This window comes from Amycolatopsis sp. NPDC114484 (assembly GCF_055633755.1).
The window spans coordinates 1-21,755 of the sequence record NZ_JBVKDQ010000009.1 but is presented as its reverse complement, the minus strand read 5'-3'; the positions used below and the strand labels follow the sequence as shown (position 1 = coordinate 21,755).

General features: G+C 68.8%; 22 protein-coding genes and 1 pseudogene. 10 read left to right on the top strand and 13 right to left on the bottom strand.

Translation table 11 applies throughout. From position 1 onward, the window contains the following. Positions 1-57 precede the first annotated feature (57 nt). Positions 58-852, top strand: a complete 795-nt coding sequence (locus tag ACZ7SW_RS22355; RefSeq protein WP_470232349.1) for an HAD-IIA family hydrolase — start codon at positions 58-60, stop codon at positions 850-852. Positions 853-889: 37 nt separating this feature from the next. After that, positions 890-1,684 (top strand): metallophosphoesterase, encoded by a 795-nt coding sequence (locus tag ACZ7SW_RS22350; RefSeq protein WP_470232348.1) that lies wholly within the window; start codon positions 890-892, stop codon positions 1,682-1,684. Here ACZ7SW_RS22350 and ACZ7SW_RS22345 read toward each other — a convergent pair. From ACZ7SW_RS22345 to ACZ7SW_RS22330, 4 genes are all read right to left on the bottom strand, one after another. Next, positions 1,681-2,241 carry a dihydrofolate reductase family protein gene (locus ACZ7SW_RS22345; RefSeq protein WP_470232347.1) on the bottom strand — a complete coding sequence of 187 codons (561 nt, stop codon included), beginning with the start codon at positions 2,239-2,241 and terminating at the stop codon, positions 1,681-1,683. The genes ACZ7SW_RS22350 and ACZ7SW_RS22345 overlap by 4 nt on opposite strands. Positions 2,242-2,367: 126 nt before the next feature. After that, positions 2,368-2,739 carry a YccF domain-containing protein gene (locus ACZ7SW_RS22340; protein WP_470232346.1) on the bottom strand — a complete coding sequence of 124 codons (372 nt, stop codon included), beginning with the start codon at positions 2,737-2,739 and terminating at the stop codon, positions 2,368-2,370. Beyond that, positions 2,739-3,485, bottom strand: a complete 747-nt coding sequence (locus ACZ7SW_RS22335; RefSeq protein ID WP_470232345.1) for a PhzF family phenazine biosynthesis protein — start codon at positions 3,483-3,485, stop codon at positions 2,739-2,741. Before ACZ7SW_RS22335 ends, ACZ7SW_RS22340 begins: the two co-directional genes overlap by 1 nt. A 56-nt stretch (positions 3,486-3,541) precedes the next feature. After that, positions 3,542-4,279 (bottom strand): ESX secretion-associated protein EspG, encoded by a 738-nt coding sequence (locus ACZ7SW_RS22330; RefSeq protein WP_470232344.1) that lies wholly within the window; start codon positions 4,277-4,279, stop codon positions 3,542-3,544. Positions 4,280-4,441: 162 nt separating this feature from the next. Here ACZ7SW_RS22330 and ACZ7SW_RS22325 point away from each other — a divergent pair, with 162 nt between their 5' ends. Further along, positions 4,442-6,100: an AMP-binding protein gene (locus ACZ7SW_RS22325; RefSeq protein ID WP_470232343.1), complete on the top strand. Its 1,659-nt coding sequence runs from the start codon at positions 4,442-4,444 to the stop codon at positions 6,098-6,100. Between the two features lie 43 nt (positions 6,101-6,143). Here ACZ7SW_RS22325 and ACZ7SW_RS22320 read toward each other — a convergent pair whose 3' ends face one another. Together ACZ7SW_RS22320 and ACZ7SW_RS22315 are read right to left on the bottom strand one after the other, a co-directional pair. Beyond that, positions 6,144-7,115, bottom strand: coding sequence for a R2-like ligand-binding oxidase (locus ACZ7SW_RS22320; protein WP_470232342.1), 972 nt, complete (start codon positions 7,113-7,115; stop codon positions 6,144-6,146). Next, complete coding sequence (locus ACZ7SW_RS22315) at positions 7,112-7,723, bottom strand: TetR/AcrR family transcriptional regulator (RefSeq protein WP_470232341.1); 612 nt, start codon at positions 7,721-7,723, stop codon at positions 7,112-7,114. Before ACZ7SW_RS22315 ends, ACZ7SW_RS22320 begins: the two co-directional genes overlap by 4 nt. Before the next feature lie 108 nt (positions 7,724-7,831). Between ACZ7SW_RS22315 and ACZ7SW_RS22310 the strand changes: the two genes are divergently transcribed. Next, positions 7,832-8,452, top strand: a complete 621-nt coding sequence (locus ACZ7SW_RS22310) for an HAD family hydrolase (RefSeq protein WP_470232609.1) — start codon at positions 7,832-7,834, stop codon at positions 8,450-8,452. Between the two features lie 18 nt (positions 8,453-8,470). On the opposite strand, the gene ACZ7SW_RS22305 is transcribed toward ACZ7SW_RS22310, so the two are convergent. Beyond that, positions 8,471-8,698 carry a hypothetical protein gene (locus ACZ7SW_RS22305; protein WP_470232340.1) on the bottom strand — a complete coding sequence of 76 codons (228 nt, stop codon included), beginning with the start codon at positions 8,696-8,698 and terminating at the stop codon, positions 8,471-8,473. A 130-nt stretch (positions 8,699-8,828) separates the two neighbouring features. On the opposite strand from ACZ7SW_RS22305, the gene ACZ7SW_RS22300 reads away from it, so the two are divergent. Next, positions 8,829-9,215, top strand: coding sequence for a cold-shock protein (locus tag ACZ7SW_RS22300; RefSeq protein ID WP_101437344.1), 387 nt, complete (start codon positions 8,829-8,831; stop codon positions 9,213-9,215). A 139-nt stretch (positions 9,216-9,354) separates the two neighbouring features. Here the strand turns inward: ACZ7SW_RS22300 and ACZ7SW_RS22295 are convergent, their stop codons facing one another. The 3 genes from ACZ7SW_RS22295 to ACZ7SW_RS22285 are packed head-to-tail and all read right to left on the bottom strand — an operon-like array spanning position 9,355 to position 12,659. Further along, positions 9,355-9,831 carry a DUF2771 family protein gene (locus ACZ7SW_RS22295; protein WP_470232339.1) on the bottom strand — a complete coding sequence of 159 codons (477 nt, stop codon included), beginning with the start codon at positions 9,829-9,831 and terminating at the stop codon, positions 9,355-9,357. Positions 9,832-9,840: 9 nt separating this feature from the next. Continuing rightward, positions 9,841-11,847, bottom strand: a complete 2,007-nt coding sequence (locus ACZ7SW_RS22290; protein WP_470232338.1) for an MFS transporter — start codon at positions 11,845-11,847, stop codon at positions 9,841-9,843. 38 nt (positions 11,848-11,885) lie between these two features. Then, the gene (locus tag ACZ7SW_RS22285; RefSeq protein ID WP_470232337.1) at positions 11,886-12,659 is read right to left on the bottom strand and encodes a glutaminyl-peptide cyclotransferase; all 774 of its coding nucleotides are present in this window, start codon (positions 12,657-12,659) and stop codon (positions 11,886-11,888) included. A 51-nt stretch (positions 12,660-12,710) separates the two neighbouring features. On the opposite strand from ACZ7SW_RS22285, the gene ACZ7SW_RS22280 reads away from it, so the two are divergent. Both ACZ7SW_RS22280 and ACZ7SW_RS22275 read left to right on the top strand, forming a co-directional pair. Beyond that, positions 12,711-13,976 (top strand): DUF3027 domain-containing protein, encoded by a 1,266-nt coding sequence (locus ACZ7SW_RS22280; RefSeq protein WP_470232336.1) that lies wholly within the window; start codon positions 12,711-12,713, stop codon positions 13,974-13,976. Continuing rightward, complete coding sequence (locus ACZ7SW_RS22275; protein WP_470232335.1) at positions 13,973-16,765, top strand: sacsin N-terminal ATP-binding-like domain-containing protein; 2,793 nt, start codon at positions 13,973-13,975, stop codon at positions 16,763-16,765. Before ACZ7SW_RS22280 ends, ACZ7SW_RS22275 begins: the two co-directional genes overlap by 4 nt. Positions 16,766-16,814: 49 nt before the next feature. Here ACZ7SW_RS22275 and ACZ7SW_RS22270 read toward each other — a convergent pair whose 3' ends face one another. Then, a complete protein-coding gene (locus ACZ7SW_RS22270) occupies positions 16,815-17,042 on the bottom strand; it encodes a DUF2530 domain-containing protein (protein WP_470232608.1) in 228 nt (75 codons plus the stop codon). A gap of 83 nt (positions 17,043-17,125) precedes the next feature. Here ACZ7SW_RS22270 and ACZ7SW_RS22265 point away from each other — a divergent pair, with 83 nt between their 5' ends. The 3 genes from ACZ7SW_RS22265 (at position 17,126) to ACZ7SW_RS22255 (ending at position 20,500) form a co-directional block, all read left to right on the top strand. Then, complete coding sequence (locus tag ACZ7SW_RS22265; RefSeq protein WP_470232334.1) at positions 17,126-18,589, top strand: NCS2 family permease; 1,464 nt, start codon at positions 17,126-17,128, stop codon at positions 18,587-18,589. Positions 18,590-18,632: 43 nt separating this feature from the next. Next, positions 18,633-19,064 (top strand): MarR family winged helix-turn-helix transcriptional regulator, encoded by a 432-nt coding sequence (locus tag ACZ7SW_RS22260; protein WP_037807762.1) that lies wholly within the window; start codon positions 18,633-18,635, stop codon positions 19,062-19,064. 179 nt (positions 19,065-19,243) lie between these two features. Then, positions 19,244-20,500: an MFS transporter gene (locus ACZ7SW_RS22255; RefSeq protein WP_470232607.1), complete on the top strand. Its 1,257-nt coding sequence runs from the start codon at positions 19,244-19,246 to the stop codon at positions 20,498-20,500. Between the two features lie 257 nt (positions 20,501-20,757). Here the strand turns inward: ACZ7SW_RS22255 and ACZ7SW_RS22250 are convergent, their stop codons facing one another. Continuing rightward, positions 20,758-21,564, bottom strand: a complete 807-nt coding sequence (locus tag ACZ7SW_RS22250; protein WP_470232606.1) for an arylamine N-acetyltransferase family protein — start codon at positions 21,562-21,564, stop codon at positions 20,758-20,760. Between the two features lie 96 nt (positions 21,565-21,660). Continuing rightward, positions 21,661-21,755 (bottom strand): annotated as a pseudogene (locus tag ACZ7SW_RS22245) (superoxide dismutase); the annotation flags it as partial.

Sequence of the window (21,755 nt, the reverse complement as noted above, 5' to 3'; positions counted from 1 at the left end):
TGTAGCCGCTTTCGTCGTATGCCGCAGGCGTCTCGCGCGCGTGATAGGTTTTCGCGCATGAGCGAAGGCCGGTGGACGTATCTCTCCGACATGGACGGTGTGCTGGTCAAGGAGGAACACCTGGTCCCGGGAGCGGACGAGTTCCTCGCCGAACTGCGGAACAACGATATCGACTTTTTAGTGCTCACCAATAACTCGATCTACACCCCGCGCGACTTGCGCGCGCGGTTGTTGCGCACCGGATTGGACATTCCGGAGGAGTCCATCTGGACCTCGGCGCTGGCCACCGCGAAGTTCCTCGCCTCGCAGCGGCCGAACGGCTCGGCGTTCGTGATCGGCGAGGCCGGGCTCACCACGGCGCTGCACGAGGTCGGTTACGTGCTGACCGAACGCGACCCGGACTACGTGGTGCTCGGCGAGACCCGCACGTACAGCTTCAGCGCGATCACGCGTGCGATCCGGCTGATCGAGGGCGGCGCGAAGTTCATCGCGACCAACCCCGACGCGACCGGCCCGAGCGTCGAGGGCTCGATGCCGGCCACCGGGTCCGTCGCGGCGCTGATCGAGAAGGCCACCGGCCGCTCGCCGTACTACGTCGGCAAGCCGAACCCGCTGATGATGCGCTCGGCGCTGCGCCGGCTGGGCGCGCATTCGGAGTCGACGCTCATGATCGGCGACCGGATGGACACCGACGTGCACTCCGGGATCGAGGCTGGATTGCAGACCATCCTGGTGCTCACCGGCATCTCGAACGAGGAATCGGTGGAGAACTACCCGTACCGGCCGACGAAGGTGATCGGCTCGGTCGCCGACCTGATCGGGCGAACGCTCGACCCGTTCGGCGAAGGCTGACCGCCCACCGCCCGGGATCAGGGCATATCGTCGAGCGATGAGCGTCTATGTGGTGGGCGACGTCCACGGGCACCGGGACGCCCTGGTTGACGCACTGCGCGCCGAGGGCCTGGTCGACAGCGACGGCAACTGGGCCGGCGTCGACGACCGGTTGTGGTTCCTCGGCGACTTCACCGACCGCGGCCCGGACGGCGTCGGGGTGATCGATCTCGTGCGCGAACTGCGGGAGCAGGCGGAGAAGTCCGGCGGCTCGGTGCAGATGCTGCTCGGCAACCACGAGATCCTGCTGCTGGGGATGTACCACTTCGGCGACCGCCCGGTGCCGTCCGACTTCGGGCCGCGCAGTTTCGCGCGCAGCTGGGAGATCAACGGCGGCCTGCTGTCGGACCAGGACCGGCTCACCCCCGAGCACATCGAATGGCTCACCGAACGGCCGCTCGTCGCGGTCGACGAGGACCATCTGCTGCTGCACTCGGACACCCTGGAGTACCTCGACTGGGGCGAGGACCTCGACACGATCAACGCCACCGCGCGCGACATTCTCTCCGGCAGCAACATCGAGGCCTGGTGGGACGTGTGGCGCCGGATGACCACCCGGTACGCCTTCCGCGGCCCGGACGGCGAGGAGAACGCGGACCGGCTCCTCGGTGCGCTGGGCGGGTCGCGGATCGTCCACGGGCACAGCGTGATCGCCGACCAGCTGGGCATTCACCCGACGCAGATCGAGGGCCCGTATCTCTACGCCGGGGGGAAGGCGCTGGGCATCGACGGCGGGCTGTTCGTCGGCGGGCCGTGCCTCGTGGTGAAGCTGCCCTTCGAGCCGGAGGACTAGTCCGCCGGGGCGTACCGCAGTTCGAGAATCCCGGACGGGAAGGCCGTGCTCTTCACCAGGCGCAGCCGCCGGGCCTCGTCCAGTTCGGGGAACAGCGCCGCGCCTTTGCCGGTGACGGCGGGGAGCACCCACAGCCGGTACTCGTCGACCACGCCGAGCTTGATCAGCGAGTGGAGAAACTCGGTGCCGCCCGCGGCGACGAGATCCTTGCCCGGCTCGGCCTTGAGCTTGGCGATCTCTTCGGCGAGGTCGCCGCTGGCGATCCGGGTCTCGGGCCAGTCGGCCTTGGCGAGGGTTCTGGAGAACACGACCTTGGGGATCGTGTTCATGGCCTCGGCCGAAGGGTGGCCGGAGGTGGGCCAGAAGCCCGCCATGGCCTCGTAAGTGTTGCGGCCCATGAGGAAGGCTCCGGCGTCCCACAGTTGGTCGACGAAGTACTTCTCCTGTTCGGGGTCATCGGTGGTCATCATGACGTCGCGGATGCCGTTGTCGGCGTCGGCGCTCTTGCCGTCGAGCGAGACGTAGAAACCCAGGACCAGCTTGCGGGTGTTTGCCATGCGGCCTAGCTTGCTTCCGAAGGTTTGAGTTGTCAAGACGAAATTATTTTTCGGTGGAACCTGCGGACGGACCACGAGGTGAACCGGGCTGTCGCGGCCCGGTTCACCTCGGTCGGAGCGAGGACCTCAGGAGTCCACGATCTCCTTGCCCAGCGGCATCAGCGAGATCGGGATCATCTTGAAGTTGGCCAGTCCCAGCGGGATGCCGATGATCGTGAGGCACTGCAGGGCCCCGGTGATCAGGTGGCCGATGCTGAGCCACAGCCCGGCGACCAGGAACCAGATCACGTTGCCGACGAACGAGCCGACCCCGGCCTCGCGCCGGTCGACCACCGTGCGGCCGAACGGCCACAGCGCGTAGTTCGCGATCCGGAACGACGCGATGCCGAACGGGATCGTGACGATCAGGACGCAGCAGATCGCGCCGGCCAGCAGGTAGCCCAGCGCCATCCAGAAGCCGGCGAGGACGAGCCAGATCACGTTGAGAATCAGTCGCATCAGACGTACAGCTCCCCGCTCGCTACGGTGACGGCCTGGCCGCGCAGCAGCACGCGGTCGTCGCGGACTTCGGTGCGCACGGTTCCTCCTCGGGCGGAGATCTGCTGTCCGACGAGAGCGGTTTTGCCCAATTCCCCGGCCCAGTACGGGGCCAGCGAGCAGTGCGCGGAACCGGTGACGGGATCCTCGTCGACGCCTACGCCGGGGCCGAAGAACCGGCTGACGAAGTCGTCTCCCCGCGCGGTGATGACGAGCCGTCCGGTCCAGGTGGCGCGGAGGGCGTCGAGGTTCGGCTGGGCGTTCTGGACCGTTTCGGCGTTTTCGAGCACCACGAAGAGGTTCTCGCGAGCCCGTCCGGTGAACTTCGTGGGCAGGTCGAGGATGTGGGAGAGGTCTTCGCCGGTCTCGACGGGCGGGTCGGCGGGGAAGTCCATCTCGATCCAGCCGCCAGCCTTGGTGCAGGTCAGCTGGCCGCTGAGGGTGTCGTAAACCTGGTGTCCGCCAAGGACATGCGTGACGGCGATGGTGGCGTGTCCACAGAGTGAGACCTCGTCGGTCGGGGTGAACCAGCGGAGCGATTTCGCTCCCTCGCCCGCGTCGACGACAAAGGCGGTCTCGGAGTGCTTCATCTCCGCCGCGACCTGCTGCATCCACGTTGCGTCAGCGGGTTGTTCGAGCACGACGACGCCTGCCGGGTTGCCGGCGAAGGCCTGGTCGGTGAAGGCGTCGACTAGGTGGAATCGCATGGCTTCGATCCTGCCGTGCCGCGCGGGGCCGGGCATCGGGGATTAGCCCTGAATTCTCAGCGCACGCCCTCTTCGATCGTCTCCAGCAGCCATTTCCGCAGGTGTGCGCCCGTCGAAGGCGTGAAGTGCAGCCGGAACCCGCCGTCGGGCAATGGTTCCGAAAACGTCAGGTACCGCCCGCCGTCGGTGTCCACGAACGTCGCGGTCGAGATCGGGCGCAGCGTGCCTTGCCCTGGCCGCAGCGAAAGCTCCACGGTTCCGTGCCGGTGCAGCGGCCACTGCGAGTACCCCGCCAGCGCGTCGCGATCCTGGCGGGAGGGGGCCGGAGCCTCGGCGTTGCGTTTCGGCGGCGGGGCTTGGGTGATCGCCACCGGGGAAACGGGCAGCGCCGGATAAGGCGGGAACATGCTCAGCACCAGATCCACCAGCCGCTCCGGCCGGACCTGCCGGAAGCGGATCCCGTCGTCGACCTCTTCCGAGAACACGCCGAGACCCTCGCCGATGCACGCGCGGTACAGCACCGTCCCGGAAGGCGGTTCGGCCGCGCGCACGATGATCAGCACGTCCGGCCTCGTCCAGGCGCGCAGGGTCGCTTCGACGTCCCGGTCGAGTTTCTCCGCGTCGGCGAGGCCCCGGCTCCGCAGCGCGTTCCACGCTTGCTCGGCCAGCCGGTTGTGCTCGGTCATCGTCGCGCCCGCGCTGCGGATCTCGAACGGATGCCACGACGCGGGCAGCCCGGTGCGCCGCACGGCCACGTCGGTCTCGGTCCAGCCCAGGGAGAATTCCTCTGGCAACGTCCCAATCCCCTCGTGCGCGAACAACCCGCACCGAGGGTAGCGGAACGCGCACGACGATCAGCCGCTCGTGCGAGCGCACCCCATAACGAGGGTGGCGGAAAGGTCCGAAATCAAGCTTAGACTCACCTTCGTCGAGGAAGACCGCCACGGGAGGCACCGATGCCTGACGCGCCTGCACTGCCGAGTTACGCCTCCGGGACCTCCAGCGTCCCCCTGCTCGGCGACACGATCGGGGACAATTTCGACCGCACCGTGGCCGCGTTCGGCGACCGGGACGCGCTCGTCGACCGCGAAGCAGGCGCCCGCTGGACCTACCGCGAACTCGCCGCTGAGGTCGACACCCTCGCGCACGGGCTGCTGGCCTCCGGCATCGGCAAGGGCGACCGCGTCGGCATCTGGTCGCCGAACCGGGCGGAATGGACGTTCCTCCAATACGCGACGGCGAAAATCGGCGCGATCCTGGTCAACATCAACCCGGCCTACCGTTCGCACGAACTGCAGTACGTGCTCAACCAGGCGGGCATCCGGATGCTCGTGGCGGCGGACAAGTTCAAGACCTCCGACTACGCCGCGATGATCGAGGAGGTCCGGCCGAACTGCCCCGGCGTCGAAGCGGTCGTATTGCTCGGCACTTCCTCGTGGACGGAGCTCATGGATTCCGGCCGCGGCGGCGACCCGGCGCGGCTCGCGCAGCTGCAGGCCGCGCTGTCGGCGGACGATCCGATCAACATCCAGTACACGAGCGGCACCACCGGCTTCCCCAAGGGCGCGACGCTCAGCCACCACAACATCCTCAACAACGGTTATTTCGTCGGCGAACTGTGCAACTACACCGAGGAGGACCGGGTTTGCATCCCGGTGCCCTTCTATCACTGCTTCGGCATGGTGATGGGCAATCTCGCGTGCACCAGCCACGGTTCGTGCATGGTCATCCCGGCCCCGGCGTTCGACCCGAAGGCCACGCTCGCCGCGGTCGCCGCTGAACGCTGTACGTCGCTTTACGGCGTGCCGACGATGTTCATCGCCGAGCTGAACCACCCGGAGTTCGAGACGTTCGACCTCGGTTCGCTGCGCACCGGCATCATGGCCGGATCGCCTTGCCCGGTCGAGGTGATGAAGCAGGTCATCGACCGGATGGGGATGACCGAGGTGTCCATTTGCTACGGCATGACCGAGACGTCGCCGGTGTCCACGCAGACCCGCGCCGACGATTCGGTGGAGCGCCGGGTGTCCACGGTGGGCCGGGTCGGCCCGCATCTGGAGTCCAAAGTGGTCGATCCGGAAACCGGGCTGACCGTGCCGCGCGGCACCCCGGGCGAACTGTGCACCCGCGGTTATTCGGTGATGCTCGGCTATTGGGAGGAACCGGAAAAGACCGCCGAGGCGATCGACGCCGCGCGCTGGATGCACACCGGCGACCTCGCGATCATGGACGACGAGGGATATATCAACATCACCGGCCGGATCAAGGACATGGTGATCCGCGGCGGTGAGAACATCTACCCGCGCGAGATCGAGGAATTCCTCTACACCCACCCGGATGTGCTGGACGCGCAGGTGATCGGCGTGCCGGACGTCAAGTACGGCGAGGAATTGATGGCCTGGATCCGAATGCGCGAGGGCGCGGAGGCGCTGACCGCGGAAGCAGTACGCGAGTTCTGCCAGGGCAAACTGGCGCACTACAAGATCCCGCGCTACATCCACGTGGTCGAGGAATTCCCGATGACCGTCACCGGAAAGGTGCGCAAGGTCGAAATGCGCCAGCAGTCGGTGACTCTGCTCGGGCTGGAGCAGGCAGCGGCGCAGAAGCACGCGTGACGCAACCCGGCGGCCGTCCGAAGTGGACGGCCGCCGGTCCAGGTCAGGCGGAGGCGGCTGCGGCGGCCTCCGCGAGCGCCTTTTCGTCTTCCTCGCCGAAGGTGTCTTCGAGCTGTTCCGGCGAGTAGTCGAGGTCGATCTGCTCGACCGGCGTGCCCCGCGCGGATTCGATCGCACCGAGGCGGCGCTGGGCGCGGTCAGCGGCGTACTGGATCAATTCCTCGGGGTCGTTGTCGAATGGGACTTCCTCGAATTGGTCCTGCACCCACTGGATCATGCCGAGCGCGTGCGGCAGCAGTTCGCCCATGCGTTCCTGAACGGCGTCCCACATCGCGTCGTCCGCAGCGACGTGCCGTCGACAGGTGAAAGTGCCCCACGCCATGTGCCGGCGTTCGTCATCGCCGATGCGGCGCACCAATTCCTGCATTCCCGGCAGGATCTGGTTCTGCGTGCAGATCAGCTGCCACGAGTAGTACCCGGTGAGGGCGAGACTTCCCTCGATCACGTGGTTGTACGTCACGCTCGCGCGAATCTGGTTGAGCGGACTGGGATCGTCCTCCAGCGCGCGCAGCGACTGCGGCAGTTCCTCGTAGAAAAGCTTGCGGTAGTGCGGATTTTCCGCGACGTAGGAGTGCAGGTCCTTGTCCAGTCCGACGGCGTCCATCCATCGCCGGAAGACCTCGACGTGTTTGGCCTCTTCGAAACAGAACTGCGTCAGGTACATCTCGTCGCCGAAGCGGCCGGTCGACGACATCGCGCGCATGAACGGCTGGATGTCCTCGGTCACCGCCTCCTCGCCCGCGATGAACTGCGCCACGAGGTAGGTGGTGGAGCGTTGTTGTTCGGGCGTCAGGCTTTCCCAGCCCGCACGTTCCTGGCTGAAGTCGAGGTCGGCCGGGTTCCAGAACTTCTTGTTGCCCTTGACGAACAACCGCAACGGGAACGAGTCCCAGTTCAGCCCGCCCTTGCGCAGGGACGAGAATCCGCTGCGCAGCTCCGGAAGCGTCTCGGTCATGACTGGCCCTCTCGTTTCACTCCATTGTGGACGAATTGGTCGATGGCGGGGGCGAGCACCGCGAGGACCGACTCGGCGGCCTCGGACGCGGAATGCGTCGGCAGCACCAGGTGGCTCAGCGACAGCCGGACCACCGTTTCGGCGAGCAGCGCGGCGGCTTCCGGCGTGAGCCGGGGTTCGAGTTCGAGGTACTGCTGGGTCGCGAGTTCGGCCGCCGCGGTGAGGATCGGCTCGCCGCGCGAGGTCAGCAGGGGAAGCAGGTCCTCGCCGGCCTCGGTGCCGAGCGCCGCCGCGATCAGCCGGTTCTCCCTGGCGTGTTCGATCGTGTAGACGACCGCGCCACGGATGCCCGTGAGCAAACTCTCCGCGTCCTCGAACCGGCAGCGGATGCCGTCGAGGAATTCGGCCGCGACGCGCAGCGCGACGGCCTGGGTGAGCGCCGCCTTGCTGCCGAACTCGTTGTAGACCGTCTGCCTGCTGACCCCGGCTTTCGCTGCGACGTCGGCCATCCGGAGGCCCTGGTGGCCGCGGTCGGGGAGCAAGTCCGCGGCCGCGTCCAGCAGTGCCTCGCGAAGCGTCGCCTTGGTCCGCTCGGTGAAGCTGGTCACAGCGTCAGCTTGACACAAGAAGAATCTGTGTCAAGAAGGTTTACCTGGATGGTGCACGTGTACAGCAGCCCGCCGGAACTGTCGGTACGGGCGGCTACCGTGTGGGACGTGGGCATCACGGTGGGGTTCGACCTCGACATGACATTGATCGACCCGCGGCCGGGCATGGTCGCGGCGATGAACGCGCTGGGCAAGAAGTCCGGGCTGCCGTTCGACGGAGAGGCGTTCGCCGCGAACCTCGGGCCGCCGCTCGATCAGGCGCTGCGCGATTTCGGCGCGCCCGAGGACCGGATCCCCGAGCTGATCTGGCAGTTCCGCGAGCTGTACCCGGAGACGGTCGTGCCGAGCACGGTCGCGCTCCCCGGCGCGGCCGAGGCACTGGATGCGGTCCGGGCGGCAGGCGGTCAGACGCTCGTGGTCACCGGCAAGTACGGGCCCAACGCGCAGATGCACCTCGACGCGCTGGGGATGAAGGTCGACAACCTGGTGGGCGAGCTGTGGTCCACGCAGAAGGCGGCGGCCCTGCTGGAACACGAGGCGCGGGCGTACGTCGGCGACCACCTCGGCGACGTACGGGGCGCGCGAGCGGCCAACGCGGTTTCGGTGGCCGTGGCGACCGGGCCGTGCACGCGGGAGGAACTGGCCGAGGAAGGCGCGGACGTGGTGTTCGATTCCCTGGTCGAATTCCCGGAATGGTTCGCCCGGACCTTCGTGGGGACGGTGGTCTGACCCGGCGGTAAGCGCAGGTCAGCCGTGCTTTCCGGCGCGGGCTTCCTTGATCAGGGCGATCAGCCCGAGCAGCAGGCCGAGCGGGGTGATCACCCCGGCGGCCGCGCTGAGCCACACCGGCAGGTTTTCGAGCCCGGCGGCGAACAGCACGAACACCGTCGCCACCGCGAGCATGCCGATGGCGAACAGGCCGATGCCGAGCCGCATGAGGATCGGTTTGCCGGTCTGCTTGGCTGCGTTCTCCATGGGGTGAGAGTAACGGGACTATCCGCTTCTCCCCAGCGCCTGTGGCGAGATACGCTTGTCGGACGCGCGCCTCGAGATCGCTCGGGGCGCGTTCGTCGTGACCTGCACAGCAGAAGGACTGGTGAGGGAAGTGCCGACCGGCAAGGTCAAGTGGTACGACGCGGAGAAGGGGTTCGGCTTCGTCACTCAAGACGGCGGCGCCGACGTCTACATCCGCAAGGCCGCGCTGCCCCACGGCGTCGAGGGCCTGAAAGCCGGACAGCGGCTCGAGTTCGGCGTGGCCGACGGCAGGCGCGGGCCCCAGGCGCTCTCCGTCCGGTTGCTGGACCCGCCGCCGTCGGTCGCCGAGGCGCGCCGCCGTCCCGCGGAGGAGCTGCACGGCCTCATCGAGGACATGATCAAGCTGCTGGAGCTCAAGGTCCAGCCGGACCTGCGGCGCAACCGGTACCCGGATCGCAAGAACACCAAGCAGATCGCGGAGATCATGCGCGCGGTCGCGCGCGACCTCGACCCGTGATCGGCCGCTGAAAGGTCCGTGAGGGGAACCCTGAGGGAATCAGGGTCTGTGAAGGTGGCCCTCACGACAGCCGAGTCTGTGAAGGTGGCCCTCACGGACGCTGACTGCCGTGAAGGTGGCCCTCACGGCAGTCAGCGGATCAAGACGGCTGGACCTGCAGCGACCACAGCGCCGTCGTGACCGCTTCCGCGTCGTTCGGGTCGCCGGTGCGGCTGATCACCGAGGCCTGCGCGATCTCGACGACCACGATCTGGTCGTCCTTCGCGGGCGGGGTCGCGGTGTAGGCGTAGCGGTCGCGGGAGGTGATGATGTCCTCCTTGAGCGGCTGCGGCTCGCCCTTGCTGTTCACGTACTGCACGGTGACTTTCCACGGCGTCTCGGCGATTTCCTTCGGCACCGAGATCTGCACCGACCGGCCCGGCCGCACCTTGAGCTTGCCCGTCGCGCCGGGGTTGGCCGCGCAGACGCCGGATTTGATGTCGCAGTTGCCGATCGGGGCGGCGGTGATCGTGTGCCCGTCGGCGTAGAAAGTCACCTCGGCCGGACCCGGCGCGGAACAGCCGGCCACCGCGAAACCACCGGCCGCGAGCACGGCCACCACCCGGGAACGTCGCATGGCCCGAGATTACCGGCGGCCCCGCGCGGGCCCCGGAGCGGGGAAGCTGCCGGTCGGCTCTGGGCGCAATGGGCGATTGCCGCCGAGTCCGGGCAGGAGCGAACCGCCGCGCTGCACCAGGAAGGTCTGTGCGAGACCGACTGCCAGCAGGAGCGTCACGACCAGGAAACCGATCCAGTACGTCGGCGGCAGCAGCAGCCCGACCGCGCCGCCGAAGCACCACGACAGCTGCAGCACCGTCTCCGAACGCCCGAACGCGGACGCGCGCGACTGTTCCGGAAGATCCTCCTGGATCACCGCGTCGAGACTGATCTTCGCCAGCGCACTGGCCGTCGCGCCGATCAGGCCGACGATCGCCGCCGTGGCGAGGCCGGGCAGCAGCGTCGCGACCAGCGTCGTCACGACACACGCCGCCACGCAGGCCACGATCACCTGGTCCGCCGAACCGAAGTGCAGCCGCGAACCGAGCGCGTTGCCGACGAACCCGCCGACGCCGGCCGCGGCGCCGATGATGCCCAGCAACAGCAGCTGCACGAACGGACTGTGCCCGGCGTGCTCGGTCTGCGCCTTCACCGCGAAGGCGGCGAACATCATCAGGAATCCGGTCAGCACGCGGACGGAACCGTTGCCCCACAAGGCAACGACGATGTGCCTGCCCATCGGCTGGCGCTGCCGCTTCTGTTTCGGCTCCGGGCGTGCCGACAGCGACGTCGGGACCTCGCCCTCGGTCACCTCGACCCACGCCGGGATCCGCATCGACTGCACGGCCGCGGCCACGCAGATCACGGCGGTGAACCACAGCGCGCCGGAGGAGTTGGTGAGGCCGCTCACGCCGCTGGCCAGCGCGCCGAACACGCCGCCCGCGATCAGGCCGAACACGGTGATCCGCGCGTTGGTCTTCGACAGCGTGATCTCCGGCGGCACCACCCGCGGCGTGACCGCCGCCTTCAGCACGGTGAACGACTTCGACAGCACCATCATCCCGAGCGCCGCCGGGTACAGCAGCCAGTCGTCGAAGTGCAGCGCCATGACCACGGCCATCAGGCCCTGCCCGATCGACGAGACGCACATCGCGAGCCGGCGGCCGCGCTGGATCCGGTCCAGCGCCGGGCCGATCACCGGCGCGACGAGTGCGAACGGCGCGATCGTGATCAGCAGGTACAGCGCGACCTTGCCCTTGCTCTCGCCGCTGGTCGCGGCGAAGAACAGCGTGTTGGCCAGTGCGATCGCCATCGCCGCGTCGCTGGCGTAGTTCAGCATCACCGCGTACATCAGTGAGGTGAGACCGGACTTGTCCGCGCCGTCTGCCTTGGTGGCGCGCTGGAACGCGCCGATCGCCTGCCCGCTCAGCTGGCGGCTGCGCAGCGCGGCGACCCGGGTGACGGTGAGCTTCTTCGGCAGCTTCGGAACCGAGCCGGCACCGGGGACGGCGGCGGTGTGCAGCGCGTCGTCCTGCTCGTCCTCGATCCGGGGCTCGCCCGCGTAACCGCCGGTGTCGTAGTGCTCGTAACCGGCGCTGCCGGGACGGTCCTCGTACGGCCGCGGGTGAACGGGCTCGGTGCGGTGCTCGCGCGGCGGGTACGGCCGCGCCCCGCGCGGGGGCGGCGGCGGACGGTGTCCCATCGGGGCGGCACCGTTGGGCGCCTCCTCGGCGTTCTGCTGAAACGGCGGCGCGTCGTCGTAGAACGCGCTGCGTCCGGGCCCGGGATAGCCGCGAGGCGGCTCGCGCCGCTGATCGACGTGCTCGGTCCGCGGTTCGGCCGGGCGGCCGCGGGGCGGTTCGGGCGGGATGCGCTCCGGACGGGCCCTCGGCGGTTCCGGCGCGTACGACGGCGGATCCTGGCGAACGCGCTGGTCAACGGGCTGATCGACCCGGGTCGGCGGGGTGTCGCGCCACGACCGGGCCTGCGCCGCGCCGGGCTCGGGAGTCCAGCGGCGCTTCTTCTTCCCACGGCCTTTGCCCGACTGCCCGCCGAGGGGGCTGTCGGAACTGGAGCGCGAGCTGAAGAGTGCCACAGTTCAATCCTGCCTCATCGGGGTCCCGCCCCGCCCGCTCACGTGCCAGTTCGCTGATTTTCCGGGACGAACTTCACGCGGAACGACGACGGCCACAGCTTCCCGGTGAGCAGGAATTCGTCCGTGCCGGGAATCACCGCGATGCCGTTCAGCACGTCCTGGCCGGGCCGGGTCGGCTTGCGGAGCCGGTCGGCGTCGATCTTCGCGGTGATCCGCCCGGTATTCGCGTCGATGCGCAGAATGGTGCCGGTCTGCCAGACGTTCGCGTAGACGGTGTCGCCGACGCACTCCAATTCGTTCAGCTGGTCCTGGCCGACCTCGATGGAACCGGTGACCGCAAACGTTTGCGGATCACGGAACGTGAGCTGCGACGACCCATTGCTCATCACCAGCCGCCCGTTGGGCTGGTGACAGAGACCCCACCCTTCGCCGTCGTAATGCACGCGCCGCAGCTCGGCGAGCGTCTGGGAGTCGCGCTCGATGGCGATTCCGTCGCGCCAGGTCAGCTGCCACAGCTTCGGCCCGAGCACGGTGATGCCCTCGGCGAACAGCGGCGACGGCACCGTCACCTGTTTGGCTGGAGTTCCCCCGGCCGGGCCGGCGGTGAGCGAGGACTGCCCTTCGAGGCCGCGACTTTCGTACAGCGTGCTGCCGGAGTACTCGAGCCCTTCAGTGAAGGCGGTCGAGTCGTGCGGCAGCGTTTCGAGCACCTGGACAGTGAGTTGTTCGGGCTGGGCAGGCGTCGCTTGGGTGCCCGCGCATCCGCCGAGCAGGGCAGCGGCCACCAGGGGCCAGACGATCCGGGTTCGCACGGACAACAGCCTGGCACGGGCGGCGCGGATGCGTGCGGCACAATTGGGGGTATGACGCTGCTGTTGACCCTGGACGACGGCTCTCTCCACCGGAAGCTCGCGGACGCCGTGGCGGTCGCGCGGGAGGCCGTGCTGGCGGAAGCCCCCGCTGAACAGGTCGGCGAGCACGTCGGGGTGGAGCGCGAGGACGCGGTTTCCGCGAGCCACCTTTTCGAAGCGGCGGTGCCCGGGTACCGCGGCTGGCGCTGGTCGGTCACCGTCGCGGTGGCCGGGCCGGACGAGCCGGTCACGGTGAGCGAGCTGGTGCTGCAGCCGGGGCCGGAGGCATTGGTCGCGCCCGCTTGGGTGCCGTGGGAGCAGCGCGTGCGCGCGGGCGACCTCGGCGTCGGCGATCTGTTCCCCGCGGACAAGGACGACCCGCGTCTCTCGCCCGCGTACCTCCAGTCGGACGACCCGGCTGTGGAGGAAACGGCCCACGAGGTCGGCCTCGGCCGGGTGCAGGTCCTCTCGCGCTACGGCAGGCTCGACGCGGCCGCCCGCTGGCACGGCGGCGAGTTCGGCCCGCGCTCGGACATGGCCCGGAGCGCGCCGGCGACCTGCGGGACCTGTGGTTTCTTCGTGCCGCTGGCGGGGTCGCTGCGCGGCTCGTTCGGTGCGTGCACGAACGACATCGCGCCCGCGGACGGGCATGTCGTGGACGTGGCTTACGGATGCGGGGCGCATTCGGAGGTGCGGGTCGAGGTGACTTCCTCGGTCCCGGTCGCGGAACTGGTTTACGACGATTCCCTGATCGACTTCACGCCGGTCCCGGAGCCTCGGGGGGCTGTCGCCGAGCCGAGCGCGGTGGCGGACCCGGCGGTGGTGGAAGAGGCGGCGGCTGCCGCGGCTGAGGAGACTGCCGCGGTCGCGGCGGTGGAGCCGGAGGCGGCTGCGGAAGTGGCTGTCGAGGAGGCTGCGGCGGAGGTGGCCGAGGCTTCGGACTCGGTTGAGCCGGTCGCGGCGGAGGATGCCGCCGAGCCAGTTGTCGAGCCAGTCGCCGAGGAGACCGCGACGACGCATGCGGCCGCGGAGACTGTGGCTGACGTGCCCGCCGAGCAGAGTGCCGCCGAGCCGGTCGCCGAGGAGCCGGTGGAGAGCGCGGTTGCCGAGCCGGTCGAGGGCTCGGGTGTCGGCGAGGCTTCGGTGGCGGGTACTGCCGCTGAGGTTGTCGTCGAGTCGGTCGCGCCGGACGCGACGCCTGCTGATTCGGCTGAGACGGCCGATGGCGAGCGGGGAGAGGCGCACGGCGACTCCGACGGGAGCGATGTCCTCCGGTGAGCGAAGTCGCTGGGGGAGCGGCTGATCCTTTCGGGACAGTCCGCCTGCGGGAAGCGGTCCTGAGCGCCTGGCGCGACTCGCCCACCCGTTTCATCGAGGACACCAACTCCGAGCGCGACCTTCGCGTCGGCGCGTATCGCGATCGGCTGTTCGTCGAGCTGGCGCAGAACGCCGCCGATGCCGCGCAGCTCGCGGGTGAGCCGGGGCGGATCCGGGTGTCCGTTGTGGATGGTGAGGTGCGGTTCGCGAATACCGGCGCGCCGTTGGACGTGCGGGGGGTCGAATCGCTGGCTTCGTTGCGGGCGTCGGCCAAGGAAGGGACTGTCGGGCGGTTCGGGGTCGGGTTCGCGGCCGTTCTCACCGTCACTGACGAGCCGAGGGTCGTTTCCACTTCCGGCGGGGTCGCGTTTTCGGCGCGGCGCACGCGGGAGGAATCCGGGCGGGACGGGGACGTTCCGGTGTTGCGGCTGCCGTTTCCCATTACGGAACAGCCGGCCGACGGATTCGCGACCGAAGTCCGGTTGCCGCTCAAGGAATCCGGGGCAGAGCTGCTCGACGGGCTGGCGAACGAGATCGAGGATCTCCTGCTGGCGCTGCCGTGGCTCGCTGAGGCCGAAGTGGACGGTCGCAAGTGGACTCGAAGCGGCGAGGAGATCGTTGAGATCACTTCGCCGAACGGGCACAAGCGCTGGCTGAAGCACGGCGTCTGGGCGGTTCCGGTTGACGCCGAAGGAGTGCCGCAGCCGCTTGAGGACGATCTGCTGCACGCGCCTACCCCGACCGACGAGGGGCTTTCGCTTCCGGCTCGGTTGATCGCGGAAGTGCCGTTGGAGCCGTCGCGGCGCCGGGTGCTTCCCGGGGAAGAACTCAATCGCGCGCTGGAGAAGGCGGCGAGCGAATACGTCGAGCTGGTCCGGGCGGTAAAGGCGGAGTATCGAGACCTCCTGATTCCTGCCGCGGGGTTTCCTCAGTCCACTGTGGACGCGAAGCTGAAAGAGCTGGTGTACGGCGAGCTCGCGCGGAAACCTTGGCTGGCCACCGTGGACGGTCAGGAAGTCTCCGGGCAGCAGGCGCGGGTGCTCGACGTCGATGGGCTGGCTCCGTTGCTCGCGGACGTCATTCCCGGGCTGGTGCAGGCGAATCCGCGACTGCTCAAGCCGGTGTCCGCGAACATTCTCAACATCGGCGACGTTCTTGAAGTCCTGACTGGCATTGACCGCGAGCCCGACTGGTGGCAGAAGCTGTACGCCGCGTTGGCGGTCGCCGTCGAGAGTCACGCGCTCAGCGCGAATCAGCTGGACGGATTGCCGGTTCCGTTGTCGGACGGGCGGACGTTGCCGGGCGTCAAGGGCGCGCTGCTCGTCGACGGCAGCAGCGAGCTTCGGGAACTTCTATCCGATGTGGACGTTCCAGGGCTCCGGCTGGTGCACCCAAGTGCGGCGCACTCATTGCTGGAACTGTTGGGAGCCAAACACGCTGACGCGCGCCAGCTGCTCGAAGCGGAACAGCTGCAGTACGCGGTGGAGCACAGTGTCGCCGACGTTCAGTCCGGTTTGGACGGAATGAACCTCGCCGGTGCGGTACTCCGGCTGGTCGCGGATTGCGGGAACCAGGCACCGAGGTGGATCGGGGCGTTGGCGCTGCCTGCGGAGGACGGCTGGCGGCGCGCGGACGAGCTGGTGCTGCCGACCTCGCCGTTGCTGGAAGTGATCGACCCCGAGGTGTTCGAGCCCGGTGGCGCGCTTTCCGTGCTGGACGAGGAATTCGCGGAGGACTGGCCGACCGAGACCCTCGTCGCGGCGAAGGTGCTCGACTCGTTCGCGGTCGTGCTGGACGAGGAGCCGCACGAGCCCGATCACCATCTCCCGGACGAAGAGCAGTGGTGGGATTCGTTCGAGCAGCCGCCGACGACGGTGGTGTCCATCCGGGACCTCGACCTCGTCGCGGACGACGCTTGGCCGGACGCGCTCCGGCTGATCGCGTCGCGTCCGGAAACGTGGCAGGCACTGCACAGCCCGGACGGCCACGCGGGCTGGTGGCTCGCGCGGTACGCCCTGCTGGCCGGGGAGGCGCCCGGCGCGTGGCGGCTCGCTTCGGCGACCGCGCTGGCGGGGCTGTACGACCCGGTGCCGGATCTCGAGTTGAGCGACGACCTGCTCCGCGCGGTCGGCGTCCGGACGGGCCTGGATCTGGAGACCGCGGAAGACGTCACCGATCTGCTCGAAAGGCTCGGCGATCCGCAACGCACGCCGACGCCGGGGCTGGTGGCCCGCGCGCACACGGCGTTGGTAGCCGCGCCGATAGACATCTCTGACGTTGATGCGCCCGCCCGAGTCCGCGCGGCGGACGGCACTGTGGTTGAGGATGCTGTGGTGCTGGACGTGCCCTGGGTCGCGGCGGCACTCGATCCGGCGAAGATCCTGGTCGCGCCGGTCGAGCCGGAGCGGTTGGCGGAGCTCCTGGACGTCCCGGTCGCGAGCAGCCTCAAGACCGAGGTCACCAGCTCCGGCGAGTACGTCGCGTGGGCCGATCTGCCCGCCCTCGCGCTCGCCGTGGACCAGCTCGGCATCCCGCTGCCCGACGGTGGCGTGCTGCTGCACGATCCGCTCACCGTGACGGTCGACGGCGAAACGGCCGAGGTGCCGTGGTGGTCCGACGACCGGCTGCACGCGGCGGACACGTCCGAGGGGCTGGCGCGCGCCTTCGCCTGGGCGAGCGACCACTGGGGCGAGCGCTACCGCATCACCGCGCTGCTGGAAGACCCCGCGCCGCGCACCATGCTGAACTGACGTCGTGCGTGGTGATCCCGGTGAGAACCGTGATCACCACTCGCGAGCCCTAAAGCCGCTGCGCCGATTTGGACCCGCGCCGAGCCGCCGTGCGCTGCCAGAAAATGATCCCGAACCCGATGAACCCGAGCGCGATCCCGGCGAGACAGGTCTGCACCCAGACGCCCCCGCTGGTGAAGAAGAGCACCACGAGCGCGACAAGCCAGAGCGCAGTACCTACGATCACCACCGGCGTCAGGTCGGTGAGCCGCTTCGGCAGGTCCGGCGTGTGCCGCAAGGCGGCCGGAGTGTCCGGGGCACTGGTCGGTTCGTCCACGGACCAGAGTTTACCCGGACGGAAACAGCGAGACAGGCGGGGAAATGGCGGAGCAGCGCGAACGGGCCGGGTCCACTCTGGACCGCTTCTTCCGGATCAGCGAACGCGGGTCGAGCACGGGGCGGGAGATCCGCGGCGGCGTGGTCACGTTCGTGACGATGGCCTACATCGTGGTCCTCAACCCGCTGATCATCGGCAGTTTCGCGGCGGACACCCCGTCCGCGCACAAGGACGTGCTCGGCCACATCCTCCCGGTGCCGCAGGTCGCGGCGGTGACCGCGCTGGTCGCCGGCGTGCTGACGATCCTGATGGGCCTCGTCGCGAACTATCCGTTCGGCATCGCCACCGGGCTCGGCATCAACAGCCTGCTCGCGGTCACCATCGCGCCGCAGATGAGCTGGCCGGAGGCGATGGGCCTGGTGGTCATCGAGGGCGTGATCATCGTCCTGCTCGTGCTCACCGGCTTCCGCACGGCGGTGTTCCGCGCCGTGCCGCCCGCGCTGAAGTCGGCGATCGCGGTCGGCATCGGGCTTTTCATCTGCCTGATCGGCCTGGTCGACGCCGGGTTCGTGCGCCGGCTGCCGGACGACGCGCACACCACGGTGCCGGTCGGGCTCGGCATCGGCGGTTCCATCGCGTCGTGGCCGACCGCGGTGTTCGTGGTCGGGCTGCTGCTCACCGCGGTGCTCGTGGCCAAGAAGGTCAAGGGCGCGATCCTGATCGGCGTGCTCGGCTCGACCGTGCTCGCGATCGTGGTCGAGGCGATCGTGAAGGCCGGGCCGTCGAACGGCACCGACCCGAAGGGCTGGAACCTCGGCTACCCGGCGCTGCCGAGCAAGGTCATCGGCCTCCCCGACCTGTCGCTGGTCGGCGACGTTTCGTTCGGCGCGTGGACCCGGCTGCCGATCATCACCGTGGTGCTGCTGGTCTTCACCCTCGTCCTCGCGGACTTCTTCGACGCCATGGGCACGATGACCGGCCTCGGCAAGGAAGCGGGACTGGTCGGCAAGGACGGCCAGCTGCCGAACGTCGGCAAGGCGCTGTTCGTCGAGGGCCTCGCGGGCGCGGCCGGCGGATTCGGCTCGGCCAGCTCGAACACGGTCTTCGTGGAATCCGCGTCCGGGATCGCGGAGGGCGCGCGGACCGGTCTGGCGAACGTCGTCACCGGGCTGCTCTTCATCGCCGCGATGTTCCTGACCCCGCTGTATCAGGTCGTGCCGGTCGAGGCGGCCGCCCCGGCGCTGGTCGTGGTCGGCGCGCTGATGATGGCGCAGGTCCGCGACATCGACTTCACCGATTTCAAGATCGCCCTGCCCGCGTTCCTCACCATCGTGGTCATGCCGTTCACTTACTCGATCGCCAACGGGATCGGCGCCGGATTCGTCAGCTACGTCGTGATCCAGGCGGTCACCGGCAAGGCCCGCAAGGTGCACCCGCTGATGTGGGTGATCGCGGTGGCGTTCATCGCCTACTTCGCCGTCGGGCCGATCGAAGCCGCACTCGCCTGACCGGCGTAAACCGGCGGCGCAGGTCGTGAGGTATGCTAACTATATGTCCGGCGACCCGCACGAGCGTTCCTTGGCGAGCCGCTTGCGTCTCGCGGTGGTGCGGCTCAACCGCAGGCTCCGGGCACAGCGGGTGGCTGACGACGTGTCGCTCACGCAGATCGCGGCGTTGTCCACCCTGCACAAATGCGGCCCGCTGACCCCAGGTCAGCTCGCCGCGAAGGAAGGCGTCCAGCCGCCCTCGATGACGAGGGTCATCGCCGCGCTCGAGGAGATGGGGTTCGTCGAGCGCAGGCCGCACCCGACCGATGGCCGCCAGGCCATCGTCGAGCTGTCCGACGACGGGCTCACGTTCGTGCGCAAGGCCATCTCGGTGCGGGAGGCGTGGCTGGACCGGCAACTGGCCGAACTCGGCGAGGAAGAGCTGGAAGTGCTCTCCCGAGCCGCGGAGATCATCGACAGGATGGCGGGGAACTAGCACAGGTGACCACCACGGGTAGCGAAACAGGATGTCCGTCCCAATCCACTGCTACCCGGGACACGGCACCGCCGCCGTCCGGTTCCGCTCCGCCCGGCCCGTCTTCCGTCCCGGCCGGGAAATCGTCTTCCGCCGCGGAAACCGACGCGGAATCCCCGGAAACCAAGACCCGCCGCACGATGTTCTCGTCGCTGCGCGTGCGGAACTACCGGCTGTTCTTCAGCGGCCAGGTCATCTCGAACATCGGCACCTGGATGCAGCGCATCGCCCAGGACTGGCTGGTGTTCACGCTGTCGGGCAACAACCCGGTGGCGCTCGGCGTCGCGGTCGCGCTGCAGTTCATCCCGACGCTGCTGCTGTCGCTGTGGGCGGGCGTGCTCGCCGACCGCGTCGACAAGCGCAAGCTGCTGATGCTCATCCAGTCGGTGAACTGCCTGCAGGCCGTGCTGCTCGGCGTGCTCGACCTGACCGGCGTCGCCCAGCTGTGGCACGTCTACCTGCTCTGCGTGATGCTAGGGACGACCTCGGCGATCGAGGTGCCGACGCGGCAGTCGTTCGTCGCGGAGATGGTCGGCCGCGACCAGGTGGCGAACGCGGTCGCGCTGAACTCGTCGATCTTCAACATGGCCCGCATCGTCGGACCGGCCATCGCCGGGTTCGCGATCACCTGGGTCGGCACCGGCTGGCTGTTCATCGCGAACGCGGCGAGCACCATCGCGGTGATCACCGGGGTCGCGCTGATGAACCCGGCGAAGCTGTTCCGCGGTCCGGCGATCCCGCGTGCCAAGGGCCAGCTGATGGAGGGCCTGCGCTACGTGCGCGGAAGGCCGGATCTGGTCACCGTCATGGTGCTGATGTTCTTCGTCAGCACGTTCGGCATCACCTACTTCACGTCGCTGCCGATCGTCGCCGCGAACGTCTTCCACACCCAAGCCGACGGCTACGGCTTGCTGTCGACGCTCGTCGCGGTCGGCACCTTCACCGGCGCGCTGGCGTCGGCTCGGCGTGGGGTGAAGAGCCGCCCCCGGGTGCGGCTGATGCTGGTGTCCGCGGCGCTGCTCGGGGTGTTCGAGTTCGCCACCGCGTTCATGCCGACGTACCTGGCGTTCGGGATCGGGCTGATCCCGCTCGGTTTCGCCACGATCACCTTCCTGAACACGGCGAACGCGCTGGTGCAGACGTCGGTTTCGCCGGAGATGCGCGGCCGCGTGATGGGCATCTACGTGCTGGTGCTGATCGGCGGCAACCCGATCGGCGGGCCGATGACCGGCTGGATGGCCGACGCGTTCGGTGGCCGGTCGCCGTTCTACATCGGCGGCGCGATCTCGGCGGTCGCGGCGGTGGTGTGCGCTGTGGTGCTGATCCGGCGCGGCGGCGTGCGGCTGCCCCGGCGGCTCGGCAACGGGCTGCGCGTGCTGCCCCGAGAACGGGTCTGAGCTGCGGAAATGGCTGTCCGTCGAAGGGCAGGCCGCCGAAAGTTGTCACTCGGGCGGGTGAGACTGAGGTCTCCGCTGGGACGGCCTTGCGTGCGTTGATGAGGTTAGGCTAACCTCATACATGTCCGCTTCGTGGTGGGAGCGGCAGTCAGTTCGGGAACGGACAGAGCCCCGCGACCTGGGAACCCCGGGAGGCGGGGCTCTGTTCATGGTCGGGGCTCTTCGCCGCGAGGGCAAGGCTGTTCACGAGGTGAGCGTCAGGACGCGTGCGGGGTCGGCTTGGAAGCCTCCAGCGGATGCTCGCCGGGGCGCATCGGAAGGCGGCGCAGCCGCAGGCCGAAGTACACGTGATAGGCCAGCCGCACGGCCTCGTCGTTCGGCAGCAGCACCTCGTGGCGCACCCCGTCCACCGTCTCGATCAGCCGGTCTCCGGAGAGCGTCACCCGGCCTTGGGCGGTCGGGCGGGAACAGGTCAGGGTCTGCGTGAAGTGCGATTGCGGCGATGTCGACTGCCACCACGCCATCGGTCCGAAGTCCGACAGCTGCCGTGGGCGGCGTTCCAAGCGGTACTCGGGCTTGCCGTCGCGCAGGACGTCCACGTCGCCGTACGGGGCGTCCAGGAGGAGGTAGTCGCCCTCTGGGTCGCTCTGCGGCTCGACCGCGGACAGCGCCAGCGGTTGCCTGCTGAACTTGCCGAATCCGACGTCCACCAGGTACTGCTCGTCGCCGAGCTGGACGAGGATGGCCGCGTGGTCCAACGGCGGGCCGGGCACGCCAGCGTCGTTGAAGACGCGAGCCGCGTGCAGCGTCGCGGCGAAGCCCAGCTCTCGCAGCAGGGCGACGAAAAGACCGTTCAGCTCGTAGCAGAATCCGCCCCGGCGGCGGCGCACGAGCTTGTCGAACAGGGCTTCTTCGGTGAGTTCGATCGGTTCCCCGAGGTGCACGCTGAGGTTCTCGAACGGGACGTGCATCAGGTGCCGCTCCTGCAGCGAGCGCAGCGCGGCCAGGTCAGCCGCCGGAGGCACCGGCAGATCCAGGCGAGCGAGGTAGGCGTCGACGTCCATGGGTTCCACTCTCACACCTCCAGTGCACTCCAGGTCAAGCGAAATAAAACGGGGCCCGGCCTGTTCGCCAGGCCAGGCCCCGGTGCGCCGCGTGCTTCAGCCGAGCAGGAGGCCGTTGCCGCCGGCGACGGCGTTGTCGAAGCGCTTGCTGATCTCGGCCCAGTTGAAGATGTTCCACAGGGCGTTGACGT

What these genes read in the sequence shown, in the direction of transcription:
- ACZ7SW_RS22250 (WP_470232606.1), bottom strand. Translation starts at nt 21,564, where the DNA reads ATGGACGTCGACGCCTACCTCGCTCGCCTGGATCTGCCGGTGCCTCCG.
- ACZ7SW_RS22255 (WP_470232607.1), top strand. Translation starts at nt 19,244, where the DNA reads ATGTTCTCGTCGCTGCGCGTGCGGAACTACCGGCTGTTCTTCAGCGGC.
- ACZ7SW_RS22345 (WP_470232347.1), bottom strand. Translation starts at nt 2,241, where the DNA reads ATGGCAAACACCCGCAAGCTGGTCCTGGGTTTCTACGTCTCGCTCGAC.
- ACZ7SW_RS22335 (WP_470232345.1), bottom strand. Translation starts at nt 3,485, where the DNA reads ATGCGATTCCACCTAGTCGACGCCTTCACCGACCAGGCCTTCGCCGGC.
- ACZ7SW_RS22340 (WP_470232346.1), bottom strand. Translation starts at nt 2,739, where the DNA reads ATGCGACTGATTCTCAACGTGATCTGGCTCGTCCTCGCCGGCTTCTGG.
- ACZ7SW_RS22265 (WP_470232334.1), top strand. Translation starts at nt 17,126, where the DNA reads ATGGCGGAGCAGCGCGAACGGGCCGGGTCCACTCTGGACCGCTTCTTC.
- ACZ7SW_RS22260 (WP_037807762.1), top strand. Translation starts at nt 18,633, where the DNA reads ATGTCCGGCGACCCGCACGAGCGTTCCTTGGCGAGCCGCTTGCGTCTC.
- ACZ7SW_RS22295 (WP_470232339.1), bottom strand. Translation starts at nt 9,831, where the DNA reads ATGCGACGTTCCCGGGTGGTGGCCGTGCTCGCGGCCGGTGGTTTCGCG.
- ACZ7SW_RS22355 (WP_470232349.1), top strand. Translation starts at nt 58, where the DNA reads ATGAGCGAAGGCCGGTGGACGTATCTCTCCGACATGGACGGTGTGCTG.
- ACZ7SW_RS22280 (WP_470232336.1), top strand. Translation starts at nt 12,711, where the DNA reads ATGACGCTGCTGTTGACCCTGGACGACGGCTCTCTCCACCGGAAGCTC.
- ACZ7SW_RS22350 (WP_470232348.1), top strand. Translation starts at nt 890, where the DNA reads ATGAGCGTCTATGTGGTGGGCGACGTCCACGGGCACCGGGACGCCCTG.
- ACZ7SW_RS22305 (WP_470232340.1), bottom strand. Translation starts at nt 8,698, where the DNA reads ATGGAGAACGCAGCCAAGCAGACCGGCAAACCGATCCTCATGCGGCTC.
- ACZ7SW_RS22325 (WP_470232343.1), top strand. Translation starts at nt 4,442, where the DNA reads ATGCCTGACGCGCCTGCACTGCCGAGTTACGCCTCCGGGACCTCCAGC.
- ACZ7SW_RS22320 (WP_470232342.1), bottom strand. Translation starts at nt 7,115, where the DNA reads ATGACCGAGACGCTTCCGGAGCTGCGCAGCGGATTCTCGTCCCTGCGC.